Origin of the sequence: Escherichia sp. KTE114, from assembly GCF_000407765.1 — a bacterium.
Lineage (GTDB): Bacteria > Pseudomonadota > Gammaproteobacteria > Enterobacterales > Enterobacteriaceae > Escherichia > Escherichia ruysiae.
In genome coordinates, this window is sequence record NZ_KE136622.1 from 53,885 (window position 1) to 73,815 (window position 19,931).

Annotated in this window: 19 protein-coding genes; 17 read left to right on the forward strand and 2 right to left on the reverse strand. The window is 50.0% G+C overall.

Features of this window, described 5'->3' with window-relative positions; all coding sequences use genetic code 11:
* The first annotated feature begins 38 nt into the window (after positions 1–38).
* From WC5_RS21180 to excA, 16 genes are all read left to right on the forward strand, one after another.
* Positions 39–3,806 (forward strand): LPD7 domain-containing protein, encoded by a 3,768-nt coding sequence (locus tag WC5_RS21180; RefSeq protein WP_016231300.1) that lies wholly within the window; start codon positions 39–41, stop codon positions 3,804–3,806.
* Between the two features lie 17 nt (positions 3,807–3,823).
* Positions 3,824–4,171 (forward strand): conjugal transfer protein, encoded by a 348-nt coding sequence (locus tag WC5_RS21175; RefSeq protein ID WP_001055900.1) that lies wholly within the window; start codon positions 3,824–3,826, stop codon positions 4,169–4,171.
* Complete coding sequence (locus WC5_RS21170) at positions 4,168–4,860, forward strand: DotI/IcmL family type IV secretion protein (RefSeq protein ID WP_000138550.1); 693 nt, start codon at positions 4,168–4,170, stop codon at positions 4,858–4,860. Before WC5_RS21175 ends, WC5_RS21170 begins: the two co-directional genes overlap by 4 nt.
* A gap of 10 nt (positions 4,861–4,870) precedes the next feature.
* Positions 4,871–5,854: an IncI1-type conjugal transfer protein TraN gene (traN, locus tag WC5_RS21165; RefSeq protein WP_016231301.1), complete on the forward strand. Its 984-nt coding sequence runs from the start codon at positions 4,871–4,873 to the stop codon at positions 5,852–5,854.
* A 2-nt stretch (positions 5,855–5,856) separates the two neighbouring features.
* Positions 5,857–7,146, forward strand: coding sequence for a conjugal transfer protein TraO (traO, locus tag WC5_RS21160; protein WP_001272000.1), 1,290 nt, complete (start codon positions 5,857–5,859; stop codon positions 7,144–7,146).
* Entirely contained in the window at positions 7,146–7,850 is a 705-nt protein-coding gene (traP, locus tag WC5_RS21155) for an IncI1-type conjugal transfer protein TraP (RefSeq protein ID WP_000801919.1), read from the forward strand. Before traO ends, traP begins: the two co-directional genes overlap by 1 nt.
* Positions 7,850–8,377, forward strand: a complete 528-nt coding sequence (gene traQ, locus WC5_RS21150) for a conjugal transfer protein TraQ (RefSeq protein WP_001055569.1) — start codon at positions 7,850–7,852, stop codon at positions 8,375–8,377. The genes traP and traQ overlap by 1 nt, the downstream gene beginning before the upstream one ends.
* Positions 8,378–8,427: 50 nt before the next feature.
* Positions 8,428–8,832 carry an IncI1-type conjugal transfer protein TraR gene (traR, locus tag WC5_RS21145; RefSeq protein ID WP_000086959.1) on the forward strand — a complete coding sequence of 135 codons (405 nt, stop codon included), beginning with the start codon at positions 8,428–8,430 and terminating at the stop codon, positions 8,830–8,832.
* 63 nt (positions 8,833–8,895) lie between these two features.
* Entirely contained in the window at positions 8,896–9,084 is a 189-nt protein-coding gene (gene traS, locus WC5_RS21140; RefSeq protein WP_001277255.1) for a putative conjugal transfer protein TraS, read from the forward strand.
* Positions 9,068–9,868: an IncI1-type conjugal transfer protein TraT gene (traT, locus tag WC5_RS21135; protein ID WP_016231302.1), complete on the forward strand. Its 801-nt coding sequence runs from the start codon at positions 9,068–9,070 to the stop codon at positions 9,866–9,868. The genes traS and traT overlap by 17 nt, the downstream gene beginning before the upstream one ends.
* An 89-nt stretch (positions 9,869–9,957) precedes the next feature.
* Positions 9,958–13,002: an IncI1-type conjugal transfer protein TraU gene (gene traU, locus WC5_RS21130; RefSeq protein WP_001024783.1), complete on the forward strand. Its 3,045-nt coding sequence runs from the start codon at positions 9,958–9,960 to the stop codon at positions 13,000–13,002.
* Positions 13,002–13,616, forward strand: coding sequence for an IncI1-type conjugal transfer protein TraV (traV, locus tag WC5_RS21125; protein WP_000337398.1), 615 nt, complete (start codon positions 13,002–13,004; stop codon positions 13,614–13,616). Before traU ends, traV begins: the two co-directional genes overlap by 1 nt.
* Entirely contained in the window at positions 13,583–14,785 is a 1,203-nt protein-coding gene (traW, locus tag WC5_RS21120) for an IncI1-type conjugal transfer protein TraW (protein WP_001189160.1), read from the forward strand. Before traV ends, traW begins: the two co-directional genes overlap by 34 nt.
* A 28-nt stretch (positions 14,786–14,813) precedes the next feature.
* Positions 14,814–15,398, forward strand: coding sequence for an IncI1-type conjugal transfer protein TraX (gene traX / locus WC5_RS21115; RefSeq protein ID WP_001037987.1), 585 nt, complete (start codon positions 14,814–14,816; stop codon positions 15,396–15,398).
* Positions 15,399–15,494: 96 nt separating this feature from the next.
* Positions 15,495–17,663, forward strand: coding sequence for a DotA/TraY family protein (locus WC5_RS21110; RefSeq protein ID WP_000698357.1), 2,169 nt, complete (start codon positions 15,495–15,497; stop codon positions 17,661–17,663).
* 73 nt (positions 17,664–17,736) lie between these two features.
* Complete coding sequence (gene excA, locus WC5_RS21105; RefSeq protein ID WP_001178506.1) at positions 17,737–18,387, forward strand: plasmid IncI1-type surface exclusion protein ExcA; 651 nt, start codon at positions 17,737–17,739, stop codon at positions 18,385–18,387.
* A gap of 71 nt (positions 18,388–18,458) precedes the next feature.
* Here excA and WC5_RS21100 read toward each other — a convergent pair whose 3' ends face one another.
* Entirely contained in the window at positions 18,459–18,668 is a 210-nt protein-coding gene (locus WC5_RS21100; protein WP_000062603.1) for a HEAT repeat domain-containing protein, read from the reverse strand.
* Between the two features lie 391 nt (positions 18,669–19,059).
* Between WC5_RS21100 and WC5_RS25495 the strand changes: the two genes are divergently transcribed.
* Positions 19,060–19,236 carry a hypothetical protein gene (locus WC5_RS25495; RefSeq protein ID WP_001054900.1) on the forward strand — a complete coding sequence of 59 codons (177 nt, stop codon included), beginning with the start codon at positions 19,060–19,062 and terminating at the stop codon, positions 19,234–19,236.
* Between the two features lie 64 nt (positions 19,237–19,300).
* Here the strand turns inward: WC5_RS25495 and dqlB are convergent, their stop codons facing one another.
* Positions 19,301–19,396 carry a DinQ-like type I toxin DqlB gene (gene dqlB, locus WC5_RS25725; protein ID WP_000609148.1) on the reverse strand — a complete coding sequence of 32 codons (96 nt, stop codon included), beginning with the start codon at positions 19,394–19,396 and terminating at the stop codon, positions 19,301–19,303.
* Positions 19,397–19,931 lie beyond the last annotated feature (535 nt).

The following is a 19,931-nucleotide window of genomic DNA, read 5'->3' on the forward strand; positions in this document are numbered from 1 at the left end:
CGGTGGTTTTTTTCCGTCTTTTTTCAGGAGAAGCACTCATGCCGTCTGTATCCCGCTACCGCACCTGGCTTGCCGTGCCTGCAGATGAAATAGAAGATCTCAAAAAAGCACATCCCCCGATGAACGGGCACACGCCCGTCATCTGGGACAAGGAGCACAAACTCTGGTTCGCCCGCCCGGGGGCGGACCTGTCCAGGCTGGACCGCTGGCTGCCCCGGCCACAGGACGTCTCCATGAACGGCAGTGATCCGGTCACCGAGTTTGCCCAGGTTCTGGAGAATGCCGGACTGGTTCTGAAAGAACTGCCGGTCATGGACGGGAAAATCCACCGTGTCCCGACCGCCGATGACAAAAAAGGACAAAAAAGTGGCGCATATCGCGGATTCCTGGACGGCAGACCTGCCGGCTGGTACAGGGATTATCGCAGCGCGGATGATTCGCCGATCACCTGGACCTTCTCCGGCGGAGAACAGACAGATCCCCGCGCAAGACTCCACCTGAAAGCGCATTCAATGCAACGCAGGGAGGACGCGGAGCGGGAACTGAAAGCACAGTACAACCGACAGGCCGCGTATGCCCGCCGCTATGTCAACAAATGGCCGCAGGCCACAGCACATGAATACCTGACCCGGAAAGGCATTCAGGCTGCACCGGGGGTGCGGGTAAACAACAAAAATGAACTGGTTATTCCCTTCAGTAACCGTAACGGCGCGATACGCTCTTACCAGCGTATTCCGGTCACCGGGGGGAAGGATGCCCGCATCCTGAAAGATTCAGAGAAAACCGGTAACTGGTTTGCGCTGGGCACACCGCGCAACGGTCAGCCGGTACTGTTTGCCGAGGGCTATGCCACTGCGGCCTCCCTGCACGAAGCCACGGGCCTTCCGGTACTGATGACGGTGGATGGAGGCAACATGATTGCCGTTGCCGAAAATGCCCGGCAAAAGTGGACGCAAAGCCCCTTTATCTTCTGTGCCGACAACGATCATGCAATCCGGGTTAACAAAGGTATCGTCAGTGCAACAAAAGCCGCAGAACTGACAGGAGGAACGGTCATCTTTCCTGCGTTCACCGATGCCGAAAAAGCGCAGGGGCTGACCGATTTCAATGACCTGGACGCAAGCCGGGGACGGGCCGCTTTTCAGCATGTCATCAACGCCCAGTTAGAACACATCGGGGTTTCCACCCCCAACAGTAACACCCCGGAAATCCGCGAGGCACTGGTGATCGGCAACCTCGTTTTTACACCGGTCCACACTGAGGAAAAAACCATGACTCCGACAGAATATCCTGAAACATCACCCGATACAGGGCACAGCCATGACCAGGGACCTTCTCTGCCGTCCGCCACGCAGCAGGAACAACCAGCTGCTTCCAGCAGTAACATTGCTGATGAAACACAGTCATTTACCAGTCACGCCACTGAAAATAACGGCAAAGATGAGCGGCACGCTGATAACGTTCAGGCGCAAACGGAAAGCTCTGTAGTTCAGGACTCCCCTGCAGAATCACCGGCGTCCCCGGAAAGTACAACGGCATCTGCCCCTGATGAACCCGCTCATCCGGCGGAACCTCCGGAAAAAGTTGTCTCGGTGGCCACAGATAAAGACTGGCGTGAATTTGAAGCCGAACTGTCACAACCGGAAAAAAACGAGTCACAACAGGAATCCGGCACTTCACCTGAAATACCGGCCCCTGCTGCCGCCCCCGCATCCCCTGAAGACAGTCCCTCATCTGAAACCATGAATGAATCAGCCGAGCCATCACCTTCCCCTGATGCAGTCAAAGAGGAAATGACCGTGATGACGGAGCCTGATGACAAACAAAGCACCGGAATATCCCCGGATACTCCCCGGGAAGAGGCGGTCAACCATGTAACTGAAGACATTCCCCTTCAGCCAGAGCCGTTCCTTCCTGAGTCAGATGGCCCCGAAGAATACGAAAACTACAGCGCATATCAGGAGCTGATGAACAATGAAAATCCTGAGCATCTGCAGGAAAACAGTGATATGCCGTCGCAACCGGACACAGACCACGTTCAGGCAGATGAGTCAAAACTTCAGGCCACAACAGATACTGCAGAACCGGCTGTCCGGGATGAACCCACTCCACAGCAACCTGTTCAGAGCACATCACCTTCTGATAATACTTCATCGTTTCTCGACAAAGCGCGTGGCTTTTTTACGCGTAAAAAAACGGATTCACAGGCACATGAGAACAGTGATCCCACGCCCTCAGCGGAAACCACGACGACTCCACCGATACCTGACAGTATTGTCTACGCCCCGGAACGTTCTGATGCACCGATATCGCTCAACATGGACGAAATTCTTAAAGAGCTCGACTGGGAAAAACGAGCAGACAGAACCGTCCTGTACAAACTGGATGGCAAACCTGCCTTCATTGACCGGGTAAACCGGCTGGAAATGGTCAACGGTGCCAGCAATGACGATCGCAGCGTTCTGGCCGCACTTGCTGTGGCCACCAAATTTTATGGGGGCGTCATAGAGCTGACGGGCAGTGATGCCTTTAAGCAAAAAGCAATGCAGTTGATTATCGAGCACAACATCGATGTCCGGATGAAATTGCCAGATCAACGGGCTGAACTAGAAAAATTACGCAAGGAAATGGCTGTCAGTAAGGATGCTGTTGTCACCCATAAGCCAACACCGGAACTTAACCGGAATACCCCTGAACAACCAGCAGTCCCAGACCCTGTTCAGGAAAAAGAAGCCACACAATCCCCGGCGTCCCCAATAGCCCCTGAAGCATCAACCGTCAGCACCGTCCCTGCATCATCACCGGCTGAACCTGGCAAAACGGCAGATGCGGCACAAGGTGAAGAACCACCAGGAAAACTTCGCCCGGGAGAGAGCGTGACTGCCGTACTGCACAATTTTGGTCGTGCTGAATATGCACCCGGCAAAGGAGAGAGTTTCTTTGTTGAGCTTAAAAACCGCAGTGGCAGCAAACTCTACTGGGGGGAGCAACTGGAAAGTCTGGTCAAAAACCATCAGAAAGGTGACGTGGTGACACTGACACTTCAGAACCGCGAACAATTCATCCTCCCGGGAGAGCAAAAAGCACGTTTCCGGAATAAGTGGTCCATGGAGTCAGTTACCAACGGGATCTCGGTATCACATGATAATCCGGATAAAGGTCAGCGTATTCAGGCGATTCCGGTCGAAACCTTTATGAAAGTGGCTGCGCAAATCAGCCAGGGGTGGCCCGAAGAGATGAAAACGTTACGTATGCCAGAAAACGTCGGCTCACATCTGTTTATCGGTGAAGACCGACATCCGGTCTCCGCGCCACAGAACGCAAATCAGGTAACAGAAATAACCAGCGCAGCCCCTGACAAGCTGACACCTGTTCTGGGATCAGTGGATAAGGATACGCGTGAACTCAACCTGCTACTTGTCCAGAGTGCCGATGAACATCTGCAGGGTGTGGTCCGGCTGAACGGCACATTGTATCCGGCACTGGCCACCCCATCAGCCGACAACAGTCAGCTGGTTATCAATGCGCTGACCGACAAAGGTTTACGCTTTGCAGGTTATGGTGAAGCGGTAAACCACGATGCTGACAGCACGAATCGCCCCGCACCGGAGCTTATGCAGTTTCATCTGAAAACCCGGGAAGAACCGCTTTTTGCTGCTGTCTACACGCCGGAAAAACAACCTGATGCGTTGTACCGGAACCTGGGCTTCGAGCAGTCATGGCAGCAGTGGTCCAACAGCCAAAAGCCGGAGGACAGGCAGGAAAAAACTCTGCATCAGGATCTCTCCCACAGCCCCGGCCGATGAGCCGGTAAGGAAGCCATATGAACATGCATAAGTCTCTGGTTGCCGTGCTCGGCCTTATCCTGATTTCATCCACGGCAAGTGCTGCAACCTGTCGTGCGGGTAGCGCGGCACAGGCCGGTAGTAATACAGGATATGAGCGAGCACGTGCAGCTGCGGATGCATGGTCACAACGTGAAAACGATGTTTCCTCATCCCTGCAGTCCTGTCTGTCACGAATCAAAAAAATCAGCATAAACCTCCCCCAGTTCCCCAGCCTTGACGACATTCTGTCGCAGCTGGAAAACCAGGTCTGCGACGCGGTCGTGGACAAGGTGAATGAAAAGCTGCCGGGGAATATTGATCCCTGGAAGGACTACAACCTATGACCGAAAATACCGAGCCATCCTCGCCATCACATCCGGCACCTGACCCGGAAATACTGAAGAGCACAATCAGGGCTATGAAGCAGTCAGAACAGCGGGCAAATAATGTCCCTGCGCTGATAAAAGCGCTTTTATGTACGGGCACATGTCTTCTTATCAGTATTACTGGTAACGCCATTCAGTACTGGCACTCAACGAATGTGGAGCGCGAATATTTCGCTACAGACAATGGTCGTCTGGTCAGGCTGGCACCAACAAATCAGCCAGCATGGAGTCAGAATGACGCAATGGCCTTTGGCAGCCAGGCACTGGCGACCGCATTCAACCTGGATTTTGTGCACTATCGTTCACAGATTTCCTCTCTGTCTCCGCGTTTTTCTGACGAAGGTTTTGCCGGATATGTGAATGCATTACAGGCATCTAACATTCTGGAGACGATCAAGAAAGAGAAGATGAATCTGACCGCCACGACAGGCGCTGGCGTTCTGGTACGACAGGGACAAATGTCCGACGGCGTATGGTTCTGGACATTTCAGTATCCTGTCCGTATGCGTCTGGTCGGCCAGACAACCAGCAAGCCAGAACAGTCTTTTGTTTTCGAAATCACCATCCAGCGTGTTGACCCCAGACTGAAACCATCCGGTATGGAAATCCGGCAGATGATCTCCCGTAACGCCGGACCGAACTCCTGAGATAAGTAATATGCAATCACGTTATTTACTGAGCACACTGCTCCTGGTGTGCAGCGCCGCCACGTCTGCAGATAACGCAGGATGGCAGAACGCACGCACACCACAAACGACAAATTCTGCCAGCGATCACGTTCAGAACGCCTCCCAAAACACCGGAGGTGTTCCGGCAACACTGGTAAAAGGTGAGCTGCCTGCCCCCGGGCAGGCCAGCCCGCTGGTACAGGATGCGGCAAGACTTGATTCTGAGCTCTCCGCCGATGAGATTCGCTCACTACGCAGTCTCATGGCGGATAACGAGCGGGCCATCAATGCGCCCATCACCAGTGTTGTACCCCGTATCAGCTCTCTGACAGTTAATCTGTCCCCCGGTGCCAGCCTTCCTCTTGTTCGCACAGCCATGAACAACCTGAGCGTAGTGACATTTACCGATATCAACGGTTCACCATGGCCACAATCCGATCCTCCTTATAACGCGGCACCAAAACTCTTTGATGTGCAGTACAACGAGAACATGGTGACAATCACACCATTGCGGCCATGGGCATCCGGAAACATTTCTGTCTACCTGAAAGATCTGTCGGTACCGGTCATCCTGAACGTAACCAGTGGCGAAACAGATACGCCGTCATCCAGTCAGGAAATGGACAGTCGTCTGGATCTGCGAATACCACGGCAGGGACCAACCAGCCCGGTTGTCTCCATCCCGACGGATAAAATCGCCCTGCATGATGCAACATTACAGGCATTTCTGGATGGTATTCCTCCCCGGGACCCTTCAGTTAAGAGGCTGAAATTCACAGGTAATGTCCCGGATACAACGATCTGGCAACACGGCGATGACCTACTGGTTCGTTCCCGGGCGATGTTGCGCGATGAATTTGAACAGACCTTGTCCTCTGCCGACGGAACTCATCTCTGGAAACTTCCCGTCACCCCACTACTGACTTTCTCTGTGAATGGCCAGTCCGTTCACGTGACACCAGAACTGGAGTAATCATGAGTGCTGAACAGGATGCCGGTAAATCCGGAAAGAAACTGGCTGCCCTGCTTGGACTGGGCAGCATCATCTTATTTGGCGTCGGCTATATCGCGTTTTCCAAAATATCAGGGAGTAACAGCGATATGCAGTCAGCCGTGAACATTAACAGTGCAGCAAGCGGCGGAACGCGCAGCGTTACCGAAACGCCTCACTATCGTGAACTGTTAAGAGCTGATAATGAACGAGGGGCCGCAGCTGCAGCCCGCAATAATCAGACGTTCATTGCCAGTCTTCCACAGGGGCTTGATATTCCGGACACTCCAGAAAAGCAACAACAGCCTGCAGCAAAACCGGAAAACTATGCTCATCGCCAGGCTTCCGGCACACCACAGGAGGATCGAGCAGCCAGTGAAAAACGTATGGAGCGGCTGCAAAAGCTGATTGTAAGAATAAAAGATCAGCATCCTGCCGGTAGTACACCAACCATAGCAACGGCTATGTGGAATAAATCTCCGGCAGAAACAACAGGGCAGAATGGTACGCAGCAATTCGCATTACAGAATGCCAGCCTGTCCACGCCGGTAGCAGAAAAAGGGATACAACTGATACCTGCTCTGACCCGTATACCAGCATATATTGATACGGCAGTGGATTCTGATAACCCGTCATCCAAGGTTATCGCAACCATTCCCGCTGGCCCCTGGGCAGGGGCAACGCTGTTCAGTCCGGGAGTCAAACTGGTGGGTAACGGCGTGGAGATCCATTTCGACCGGATGAGCTGGAACGGCATGGACCTTAAGGTCAATGCATATGCTCAACGGGAAGACAACCTGATGTCATCCGTGGCCAGCAATGTGAATACACGCTGGTTTAAACATATCATTCTGCCGTCAGTGTTAGGAGGTGTGGGCAGTATTGGCACACTTTATAAAGATGCCAACACGCAGGTTATTCAGGGTAACTATGGCACGGTTACCGGACGCGTGGGAATGCCCAGTGGTGAAGCTGTTGCGGGCGTTATTGCCGGTGGTATGGCGGAAAGAGGAAGTCAGATATTAACCCGCCAGGCAGAAAGTGAGCCCTATAAACAGGTAGAAGTGTATCAGCATGAAGTCGTATCAATTCTGTTTGTTGACCCGGTAATGACAAACGACGCCAGGTCATCTTCCCTTTCCAGTGGCATTTCCCCTTCAGTTAATCGTACATCACAGACGGAACAACGCTCGCAGGCACGAATGCAGACAGCCATGGAGCAAAGAAAAGCTGTGATGCAACGTCGGTATGATGAACAACCGGAGACACCATAATGAAACCTGAAACAGAAATAGATGAAACCGGCAGCTTCGGTGAACCCGAAGAGAAACCCGCCCCTTTCTGGAAACGTTCCGTCTGGGGGATATCTGTAGCAACATGGGGGCTATGTGCAGTCGTATTGCTCGCAGCCATATGGTATCTGTTCCTGAGAGCACCATCGGAAACAGGCATGCCTCCGTTTAATGATGCGGATGCTGGCGTACAGACCTGGCAAACCACACAAGAATCATCACCTTCCGTTCAGTCCACTGAGACCATGACTGTCCGGACAGGAGAAGATATGAGCCAGCTTGCCCGGGATGTAAAAACAGAGCTGGATAACCGCGATGAAAAAATTCAGGCAACACTGAATATGCTTCACGACAGCATTAACAAGCTGGGCGAAGCTATAAAAAAGGATGAAGAATACGCACAGGAAACGCGCCGTCAGCTGGATGATATCCGGAGCCACCTGAACGGAATGATGACACAGAAAAGCGTCACCGAATCCTCTTCCACACCGCATCCAGCAAAGAAAAAAACGTCGTCTGTACTTAACGGAATGAAAATCATGTCGATGGAAACTGGCATGGCCTGGATTCGCTGGCAGGGTAGTACCTGGGCTGTCAGAGAAGGTCAGACTCTGGGCAATGTGGTGATCCAGCGGATTGATCCGACGACCCGGACCATCATCACCAGTGCAGGGACGTTACGCTGATGAACATGGATGCCCTGACCGCCATTGAGAACTTTGCCAGCAGTATTTTCAGTGCCGGAATGGATTTCCTGTTTACCTGGGGAGAATTCATCGGGGTGATCAGCATGATTACCCTGTTTGCCCGCGCCCGTTCAGCCGGTCCGGTAAAAATGTCTCCCGGAAAATTTATTGCGGGGATGTTAACCAGCTGCATGCTCGTATCACTCCCGGCAATGATTAACGCCGGAGGCGTACAAATGGGATTCAGGGCTGACTCATTTGGCCCGATTGCATATGTACAACCTCAGACGTTTGGCGCTGCTGCTGGCGCAGCAAATGCAGTTCTGTCGCTGGCCAAGCTGGCCGGTGTTGGATTTGTAATGAACGGGATATCCATCTGGCGCAAGGCCGGACTCGATGGACATACCGCACTGAGTGCCAGTGAATCCGTCAGTAAGGGAAACGTCAAATTTATTGCCGGCGTCCTGCTGGTCTTTATCGATCGTGTCCTCAATGCCCTGCTGGCAAGCATTGGAATCGTCTTCTGATTTTTTTCACCTTCATATAAACCACTGATATATCCATTTAAGGAGAAACTATGTCACGTATTCGTGTCGTAGCGGCCCGTCTGTACGCCGCATTTATCCACGCACAACTGTTTGTAATGTCATGCCGGAGCAAACTGACTAAGTTCCTGCTGCTCATTCCCATGATGTTGCTGCCCAAAGCCGTTCTTGCCGATGGAGATCTTGCCGATATGGTTCGCAATGTCGAACAAGGTGCCAAAACAGCACAGTCATCATCACTGACTATTGCGCAGTTCATCGGCGTAATTCTGTTTCTCGGGGGCCTGATTGGCCTGAAAAAAGTTGGGAAACAAGGGGGGATGGGACTGGCTGGTTGCATTGTATCTATCGTCATTGGGGCGCTACTTGTCGCCGGACCTGAAATGATGAGTCGCAGCCAGAAACAGCTGGGGATTTCCACAATTTCCATTGGCTAATCTTGTCCAGGGCACTGGCATTTATCCGGTGCCCTTCCTGTTCGGCAATACAAGGAGGCACATATGTCTGCCTGGAGCCCGGAGCACATAACGTTACGACGAACAGAAAACGGCAATGTGATTGCCCACGACAGTCGGGACGATCAGGAATTCATTTTTGCAGAATGCTGTTCCGATGAAATCGCAAACATCATTCTGGAAGCCGTGAAACGTTACACCAGTACGGAGCCTGCTCATGCAACACAGCATTAAAGACTTGTGGTTGTATCCCTTTCCAGAAATTGATGTGGTTCATACACAGGAGCCACTGTTACCGGAACCGGAATTAACAACGCCCGGTCGATGTATCTGCTGCCGGCAAAACGTCAGGCACCGTTTCAGACTGGATGACTCATGGCCACTCAGACAGCTTACCGACACAATCAATGACACACGAGTTCGTCTTAATAAGGCCACAGAACATCTGGATAAGTTAAAAAAGCGTGGTGAACCAGTCGCAACCGGCGAAAAGGAAAAGTACAACACGGCAGTAAAAGCCGCTGAACGGGCGCTTGAGCAGGCCCGTCTGTCTGCCAGACGTCTTTCACTCCGCCATGTACAGAAAGCTGAAATCACCAGTACAGAGTCGTTGTCAGAGAAAGAGCAGGAACTGTTTCATGAAGACGGCCCGCCTTACAGCTTATGTGCTTTCTGCCACGCCTGGCATTCACTGAATGGTTATGCCGCAGCACAGGGCGTTATGGTGTGGCTACCCGACCTTCATCCATCCACGGTCGTGGCCCTTAACCGTCGTTCATTACAGGAAGTTTTCAGTAATGATAAGTTCCGGGTCCGGCGGGGACGGGAAGCGCTCTCTGCACTGATGCAAAACAGACTGGCGGTTGAGGATAAATTCCGCAGTTTCCGCCCGGCCGATTTCGCTGACGTTTTTCGTCGCTATCCACCTTCCGGTCGTTCGCCCCTGCGTGAAAAAATGAACGGGATTGCCCTGATTCTGACACCAGATTCATTCATCAAAAAAGAATACGTTGATTGATTTTTCTTCATGCCACTCCAGCGCGGGGTGGCATTAAAAAAATCAAACTGCACAAACCTCCCTCCTGTAAGTCCGGAGTTCCCTCACCTATGAACATAAACCGTTTAATCTTCACTATCGAAGACTGTCTGAACACGCTATCCCGTTTCTCTGTCGCAAGCAGTTTTGTTGAGTATTGCGATTTACGTACTGTAATAGGTCTGGACAGACAGGATCGTGAACGTCGCCCATGGCTGAATTCGCCCTATATTGCAGCCACAAAGCGTGGAGAATATCTCTCTGTCTTTGAAGTCAGCGGTGCTTTCAGGGAAATGGATGAAGCATCCGACCAGACTGGCCCAGGTTCACTGGAATCGCTGATCACCAGCATGAGTGACAGCCTGAATACGGCATATAAAAACAGCGGTCATAAAATCAGCTTCGTTTTTGAGCGTGATCCTGACATGGGGAAAGAAGAAATCGAAGACATGGTCGCCCCACAAAAGCGCTCACTGGCTAATACAGGTATCCAGTTACAGGATGTGGTCGATGAGAAAGTCACAACACTGTCCCCATGGCTGGTCCGGGAGCGTTGCTGGCTGGCGATCTGGAGTGGACCCGACCTTATCAGCAACAGCGATCGCACCGCCCATGATGAGCTTGTCAGAAGACTGGCTGAACGGGTACCGAAAGCACGCTTTGCCCAGTCCCCCTGGCAGTGGACCTTATCTGCACTGAAAATCCGCCACGAAGCTTTTCTTGATAATGTGGAACAGGCACTGAGACATTCATCTGATGGCCTGATTCTCCGGCTACTGGATATACACGAGGTCGGGCGTGAAATACGTCGTCAGACAGAACGGCACAGCACACCGCGTAACTGGCAACCCCACCTGCCTGAAGATGCCCAGCCAGCGGGATATCGCTGGACTGACGATGAATCCGTACTACATGCTCCTTCATTGCATTTGCAGTTATTCAACACTCAGGTGACCACACAGGGCAACCTGGTTCAGGCGGGTGGACTCTGGCACGGAATGGTATCGATTACTTTACCTCCGCAAAATCTGCAGACGTTTAACGAACTGGTCCGTGCCGTCCCCCGCGCAGTCCCCTGGCGCATCAGAATGGATCTGATGCCCGGCGGGATGAAGGCTCTTAATCTGAAGAAAACGCTTCTGACTTACAGCAGCTTCATTTCTGCCGTTCGTCCAATGTATGAATCCGTTATGACCCTGGCGGCAACGGATGAAAAAGAACCTGTCTGCATAATGACCATCATGGCCTCCACGTGGGGAAAAACACGTGAAATATGCACACGAAACCAGGCCATTCTGAAATCGGCCATTGAAGGCTGGGGCGTATGTGGCACCACGACAACATTTGGCGATCCCCGACGCGCCTGGGTGAATACCATTCTCGCGGCATCCGGAGGCTCCGGCCCGGTTCCCCTGTATCCCCCGTTGTCACATGCCATCTCGCTTTTCCCGCTTAACAGGGCAGGATCTGTCTGGCGAGGCAAAGGGAATCTGATGTTACATACAGAAGACGGTTCCGCATTTGAGGTTGGTCTGGCGTCATCCCAACAAAATAAACATACAGAACTGGCACCAGGCGATCCGGGACTGGGTAAATCAGTTCTGATTAATACGTTGTCGGAAATACAGATATCATCTGCTCAGAAAAACCTGCCCTTCATTGCCTATATCGATAAGGGATACAGTGCTCAGGGACTGGTTCAGCTTATTCGCGACAGTCTTCCTCAGGAAAGAAAAGACGAAGCTGTCGGTATTATTCTGAGCAATGATCCGGACTACACCCGTAACCTTTTTGACGTGATGTACGGCGCTAAAAAGCCTATTACGCCGGAAAAGAATTTCATGTCATCGGTGCTGTGTGCTCTCTGTGTCGATACCGGTACCGGTCAACCCTGTAACCCCGGAGACACCCGACAAATTATCAACCAGCTTATCGAGCTGGCTTTTAAAGAGTACGGTGAAAATAATCCGCGACTTTATCGCGCCTCAACGGAAGAACTGGTGGATTCAGCACTGCAGGACTCGGGACTGTATGAAAAACATGATGCAGCCTGGTGGGCCAGATCAACCTGGTTTGAAGTCCGGGATATGCTCCACAATGCCGGGTATATCATGGCGGCTCAGCGGGCACATTATCAGGCAATGCCCCAGCTTCCCGAAGTGTCCTCGATGCTGGGCCATACCAGTCTCAGGGATGTTTTCGGTACTGTTCAGCGTGATGGTTCAAACGAGCTTCTGCTGGACTACATCCGCCGCGCCCTGGAGCAGGGACATAACGACTACCCCATGATATCCGGGTATACCCGGTTTATGATCAACCCGGAAACCCGGGTCATCGCTGTCGATCTGAATAATGTTGCCGGTGACAAAACGCCTGCAGGCAGGCTTAAAACCGGCATCATGTACCTGCTTGCAGGTCAGATCGCCGGTGGTGACTTCACCCTGCCACAATACAGGGATGAAGTGTTAAAGCAGCTTCCACGGGAATACCATGAAATCGCTCTTAAACGTATTAACCAACTTGATCAGGAGGTTAAGACAAAAGTTTATGATGAACTGCATAACGCCCGGGGCATTGACTTCATCTGGGAAAATCTGGATACCCAGGAGCGTGAGCAACGCAAGTTTGCTATCCGCACTGTTCTGAGTACGCAGTATCTGAGGGACTACCCGGAAAGCGTTCTTAAGTCAGCAAATACTCTCTGGTTACTGCGCTACAAACCCGAAGATATCCCCGTACTGAGGGATAACTTCAACGTTCCTGAATTTATGCTGAAACGCTTCCTGAAAATGCCGGAAGGCCCGGCACCAGATGGTAGTGGTGTTCCTGTTCTGGGAGTATTCAGGGTAAAAAGTGGCACGCTTGCGAGAATACTCAAATTTACCGTCGGTCCACTGGAGCTATGGGCGCTGAACTCATCGCCAAAAGACAGTGCCCTGCGTAAAACACTGACAAATAAGTTAGGTTCAGTTCGGGCACGTAAGATTCTGGCCGAAAACTTCCCCAGAGGTTCTGCAACGTCATTAATTGAGCACCGGGCGGGCCAACATAACAGTGACAATGTTATTGAAGAACTGGCCTCGGAGCTCATCCGAAAACAGGGATACAATCTCTGATGTGTACAATTCATATCACCCCACGCTGCCGGAGACCTGCCAGAGGGCAGGTATTTCTTAAAAAACTTGAGGTAAAAGGTGACAGTTTCTCATTCACTCTGCCGTCACGTGTCTTCAGATTACATCCGGCCCCCAATCCCAGAGTGATATACGCCTCGGATGCCAGAACACAGGGAAAGGTTACAGGCATGCGGTTGTTGTTGCCGTCCAGCACAGATGAGCTGATAACAACGGCAATATGGCAGGTTTCTGTCCCGGATGAAGCACCATTCGACGTTCAGCATGTCATCCAGTGGATACTCCCTTCACCGCTGGCTTCGCTGATGTCCGATGATACCTGGTTATGGCCATCCGTTCCCGGAACGCCGGCACTGAGTGCCGGTGACTGGCCTGTTATGGATACTGACCCTTCCACCTTACGGCGCGTCAGACGTCGTTCTTTCAGCATCATCGATAACCGGAACAGGAAAGGTTATATCACCAGGCGATTTCAGTGTTTCCCACTGGCCCCACTACCTGAAAACAGAAAATACGACAGCCTTCCTGACCTTGTGCTCCATCCCGAGCAGGAGACAATAAAATGCAAAGAAAAACATTACTCGCAGCCCTTATAGCCACCCTGAGTGGAACGGCATGCCAGGCTCATGCTTATTCAGTCACCGTCGTCGCCAGCCGGCCTGTTGAAGAGCAGGTCATCCCCAGAATGGAAGCCATCAAAGATGTCCTTGGCAACATACTGAGTACCCAGACAGCCACGGGTACCGCTATCAATCAGAACTCTGAAAAGCTGGCAAGTGTCATTGCCCAGAACGGACAGGCGACACGTCAGCAGATGATTTTCAGTAATGAAACTCAGCGCCTCGAGGAGGCACGGAAAAGCTTCACCGTGCCAGACTCCATCTGCAGTGAATCCGCATCAGGGATTGCAACAGAAAGCAAAAGTGCCTCAGCATCCGCAGCCTCAAAACTCAGTAAAGGTGGCGGTGTGAGCAACCGTAGCATCCGCGACCGTCTGGCCAGCGCAGCAAACTCTCCCGTGCGGGAAGCTTATGATGGCGCGGCCATACACGCCAGTTACTGTACAGAAGCAGAATATGCACGTTTTGGAGGAACCGCCGTTTGTCCTTCTGTGGGCGAAATACCAGGTGGAGACAGTCAGGTACGCTCGATTTACCACGGCGCAGGTACAGCGGACACACCTGCAGCACTGACATGGGATCAGAAGCAAATAGATGCAGCGACGGCTTACATGAAAAACACTTCCCGCCCCTCTGCCGGTCGTGCTCTGGGTAAAGGAGAAGTGAATACCCAGAGTGGGCGAACCTACGTCGGACTCCAGAACGAATACAACGGCATCATTGATTCTGCGTCGAATCCCCAACTGACGCTGATTGCTGACAGCACGCCTAATGAAAGCACACGTAAAGCACTGGCTGAAACACTGCAGTCAGACTCAGCGGCCGCTTACTTCGACCAGGTGGCTTCACCAGAAGCAAAAGCACGGGGATATATGAGTACCCGTGAGTTTGAAGCTTTTGAGGCTGGCCGGCGCTACGCCAACACAGCATACCTGGTGGATTTACAGGAAATGCAGGGAGATAACCTGCTCCGTGAACTGGTAAGAATCACTGCGCAAATGAACTGGCAACTGAACGACCTGAAAGAACAGATCCGCCAGGGTAATGTCATCTCTGGACAGCAACTGGCTCTGACCGCCCGCCAGTATTATGAAAAACAACTCGGTAGCCTTGAGAAAACAATCAATCAGGCAAACGCACGTTGAAAGCTGACGTCAGAACAGGACTGAAAAAATGAATAAGTTACCGGAAAATTCAGACCAGACGAAAAACGTCAAAAAATCACCATCCATAACCCGCATAGCCACCCGGGGGATTATTAACATTTTTGTTCCTCTGATGGAGACTCGCCTGATAACGAATTCTGTACAGCATATGCTGGAACAACAAAAACGCAGGCTGGACAGATTTCGTCAGGTAAATAATAAAAAGGCGCAACTCCACCTCACGTGGGAAGAAGCTCTGCAGGCCAGCCATATGTCAGTAGACGATCTGGATCGTCGTTTCCGCCGGCGCAGAACAGTATGGCGATTCTGTTGCTGGAGTCTGCTGGCCATCGCTTTGTTTCTCAGTGGTATGCTCTTTGCCGCCTCTTCATTACCTCTTACGACTCTGGTACGCGCCATCAGCACTCTTGTGTTGATACTGTCAGGCGTCGCTCTTTGTGCTTCCAGAGCACTGATTGTTACATACCGCCTCTGGCAGTTGCATGAACGAAAAGTCAGCGAACCCGAGCAGGGGACTTTCCGTGATTTTCTGAACGACCGCAATGGCTGGCGCAATGCCACATTAATTGCCGTAACCAGTAAACAATACTGATCACGTCCAGATGCCAGTACCACTGGCATGTCGCCATCCCCCTTAATTAAATCCTGTGTGGCCTTTGCCCATACGCAATTCTATTCCGGAGTTACTGTGAAAATTTTACTTCGCGCACTCTGTGCAGGCCTTGCTATATCCTCACTGCCGGCAATGGCTTCAGTGACCTATCAGGATATTGTGTCTGCCGCAACCAATCCTGACGATCTGTCCCGTCAGGCGCTGGTCACGATATTCGGTGATGTAGTCACCAATCCACTGTCAACCAGCGCCCCCACTCTGATCGGAAGCATGTTCGGGGCGTTCAACAGTATCATCGCCGTACTTGCCGTTGTCTGGTTTATGTTCATTGGTATCCGTCATGTTGTGCGTTCGGGGCATCAGGGACAGGTATTCAGCACCGGACGCGATATCGTCGGCACACTGAGTGTCGTTGCAGGTTTTCTGATGATCGTTCCAACCGGAAATGGCTGGAGTATCGCTCAGCTCATTATGTTATGGGGCGCATCGATAATGGGGGTTGGGTCCGCCAATGTGATGGTGCAACTTGCCGCTGATAATATCGCAAATGGTTATTCAATGACTGTACAGCCAGTTCAGGCATCCACACGAACAGCAGCGCGTGGCATTTTTGAAATGGAACTGTGTAAGTATGCGGTTAACGCAGGACTAAATGATTTTAATCAGACGGTCAAATCCTCGACTTCACTGATGACAGAATCAGCTAAAACCGCCAGTGGTAATTACACTGTCACGGTATCCAATGGCAGCGGTATCTGTGGTTCAGCCAGCCTGTCAGTAGAAGGAAACGGAACAACAGATCAATCGACGATTGGAAAATTCTTTAATCCCTTCAGTAAAAACGAATACAGCGGTGTTATCTCAGCACAACGTGCAGCCATGGATAATATGATTAGCGACATGGACAACGCTGCCAGTGAGTTTGTGACAACATTTCTGGAAAAAAGAAATTCTGGCAACGGAACATTGCCGGATATCGAGACACGGATTCAGAGAGCAGCCGACGAGTATGAACGTGCTGTACAAAAATCATTACCTATTGATAACGGAGAACAATCCAGGAAAGAAGCTCTCAAGTCTTATCTCACAACCTATGGATGGGTGACGCTTGGCGCGTGGTATCAGACCTTTGCCACTGCTAACCAACGTCTGGCAGAGCTGGCAGACCGAGCTCCAGCTGTAACTTCAATGTCATCACTTGGGGAAGTTGGCGATACTGATTTATTTAGTGCTGTTATGGGGGCATACAAGACTCAATTGCAGAACTCCACATATACTCCAACGATAGGAACGATAACAACTCAAGATGAAAGTAATGCAGCTAATAGCACAGACCCACAAAGTGTGGTCATGAAAAGTATAGCGCCAACCATATTAAAATGGACAAACCAAGCTGCTACTGAATGGTCAGGAACAGGAACAACCAGCAACCAAGTTAACCCATTAATTAAGATGAAAAACATCGGCGATTATACATTGGGTACAACAGAAATTCTCTGGACAGGATATACAACTGTCAGAGTTCTCGCGACAATGGGTGATAACTCTATTTTCGGAAAGGCTGTTAATTTGTTCTCTGGATTACCTAAAGGATTTGTTGCTCTGCTGGATGCTGCAGCTCCCCCAATATATTTCTTGTTGTTCCTGTTGTTTTGTGCGGGTTTTTCCTTATCAATTTACCTACCATTTATACCATTCATTTTCTGGATGACAGGCATTGGGAACTGGATAGTAAGCGTATTAATAGGATGCACCGCCGGGCCTCTGTGGGCAGCAACACATCTAGGAACATCAGAGGACAGAGGAAGTCGAGCAGCTTACGGATATATATACTTAATTGACAGCATGATAAGACCACCTCTCATGGTATTCGGTTTCTTTTTTGCCTCTGTCGCCATCATTGCCGTCGGCACAATATTAAACTCACTGTTTGGCGCAGCACTAGTTAACGTACAGGTAAAATCATTAACAGGGATATTCAGCCTTGCCGGGTTCCTGCTAATTTACGCCCGTATGTGTACAACGTCTGTAGCTGCAATATTTGCTTTACAAGCATATCTTCCTGACCATGTTATCAATTTCTTGGGTGGTAGAGATGGTGTAAATACTCTTGGCAACCTCACCTCATCAGTAAAAGATATTTTTGCAGGTTCTAATAGAAATATTAGACACAGCCCTGGAGTTAGAGAGGACAGACTAAAAAATGTCACAAAGGATGATAATAAAGATGGAATAAAAGGATAATTTTAATAAAACAACCTTGCCATAAACACTCAATCGCATTAAAATATCGATGAGTGTTTATGGAGGGTTTATTATGCAAATGGTAAAAACAATCAATAGATATCCTGCTTGGTGGACATTATATTACGCCCTTAGATTTATATATTTCATAAGCATACCAGTGTTATCCATTTTTATTCTTTTCGGAGTGCTCTCCATTACATCTTCAAGATATGTGACGCAAGAAGATTATATTTATACTTGCGTCTGTCTGTTTTTACTAATTGCCCCTGCAATATTGATGTATTCCCGAGCAAGCTCAAGAAAAGACAAAATAAAAAAAATTGTCGCGGAGATAAAAAACACCGGTTTTTATTCACCTGACAAAGAATATGAGGGACTGTCTTTTACTCAGGGCGTCTATTTTGGCGTGGATACCAAAAAAGGCACTATGCTGTATGCTCGTGCTTACCCTGGAAATATAATGGATATTATCGGCTTTGACATTGACAACTTCACACGCACTGTGACCGACGCCAAGACACTAGAGATTTATACAAAATACATAAATATACCAATGGTCTCAATTCCGTCAGGATGCATCCATCCCAAAATGATGGCGGATACAATGCATGCAATGGCAGAAAGAGGATATGATTACCCTGTCGACTTTCCTCGCCTAATTCAGGAGAAGCGTAAGGAGTGGGAGCAGATTGCAGGCATGCCTGTAGCCGAAGTATTTTAAGATAAGCTCCCTCCATAACAGCCGGTTCAAATGAGCCGGCTTTTGTTCATTACAACAGATAACTTATGCCGTTACCGATAAATTCGACCAAGTGCTTTAATCGCAGCAATTTTTATTTCCATATCATCACTTTGACTCAATCTATGTAATTCACGAGTAATGTTCTCCGCCTGACACCGGCCTTCACCTAATGCATAGATCGCAGCAAGTGTAACGTCTTTTGATTTACTCTTCATCATTTCAAACAAGAAAGTATTAGCTATCGCAGGAGGCATGCTCATAATCAATCCTCTTCATGAAATAAACAATGGCACTCACTTACAAACAGGAGTCCACTATCGCAAGCGACTCAACTTAGCAATATCTCTCAACTTGAATGAAAAAACCAGATGGCATGTGACAGGGAACCGTCCGCATGATGTCCGTGACCATTTAACCCCATAAGCTAACCTTGTCACAAACGGGCGCAGAACAGCCTGCCAGACAGACAACAAAACAAAAGTCCAAGATAAAACATGAATACCGGTATCTCAATGCGAAGAAATAATCTCCGTAGAATCCCCCATGAGAAAAATATCATATGGGAGAAAATCGCAATTATCACAGCCAGCGCATTCATTATTTTCGCTGTGCTCTGGCATTAATTATTTTCAACACAAAAAGGAAAAAATAATGAATCTGGTAGACGCCTTTGTCAAAAAAGTAATATCCGGGCCATATGAAGAATATGGAAAATGGTGGATAGATGTCGAATACATTTCATGGGGCGTTCCCGGGAAAACAAGACTGATGTTTGAGTCAAAGGAGCAGGCACTGGAAGTTAAAGAAGGGTACAAATTTTTAACGTGAGATCTCTTTTTGTTAAAGGGCAGGAAGCGGTAACTCCCTGCCCTTAGTTACGTTTCCAGGCTTATCAGTCGATAAGTTCCCGGATCAGTTCCAGAACAGCAATCAGCGCGTTTGCAACGGCAACTACTGCCCTGAGAACGATGATTAACAGATTAATCATCCGCTTCTCCATCACTGGAGAAAGAACCCCGTTGTTCGCTCTTACACTGCCTGTCACAACGGTTTCTATAGTGTCAGTTATAGACAGTTCTTCTCCGACCAGAGCACCAAAACCAGCACCACCTGATGTTTTGGCCAGGACTTGTAACCTGTTCTTCCCGCTGAACAATATGCCGGACAGAACATGCCTCAGAGCTGACATGCCGAGTATACACTTATCCAGTACTTGCAGAAATATAATTCCAGACGTACTATCTACAGGTCAGTTATAGACAGTTCTTTTCCGACCAGAGCCACCAACTCTGTAGCGGAACAGTAAAAAAGCCGACCTCACCAGTCGGTTTTTTTACGTCTGTTGTTTCTCAAAATCCTCCCGCCATGCCCGTCACACCGGGGAAACTCATGCTTTGAATCAGAACCAACCATCTCAACTTTGCCGTCTCCTGAAAAAACTGGCACATTCAGTTCGATAACTACCCATAAATACAGAGAGAAAATCCGATGTCAGAAAAGTGGAGTAAAGAATTCGACTCTTG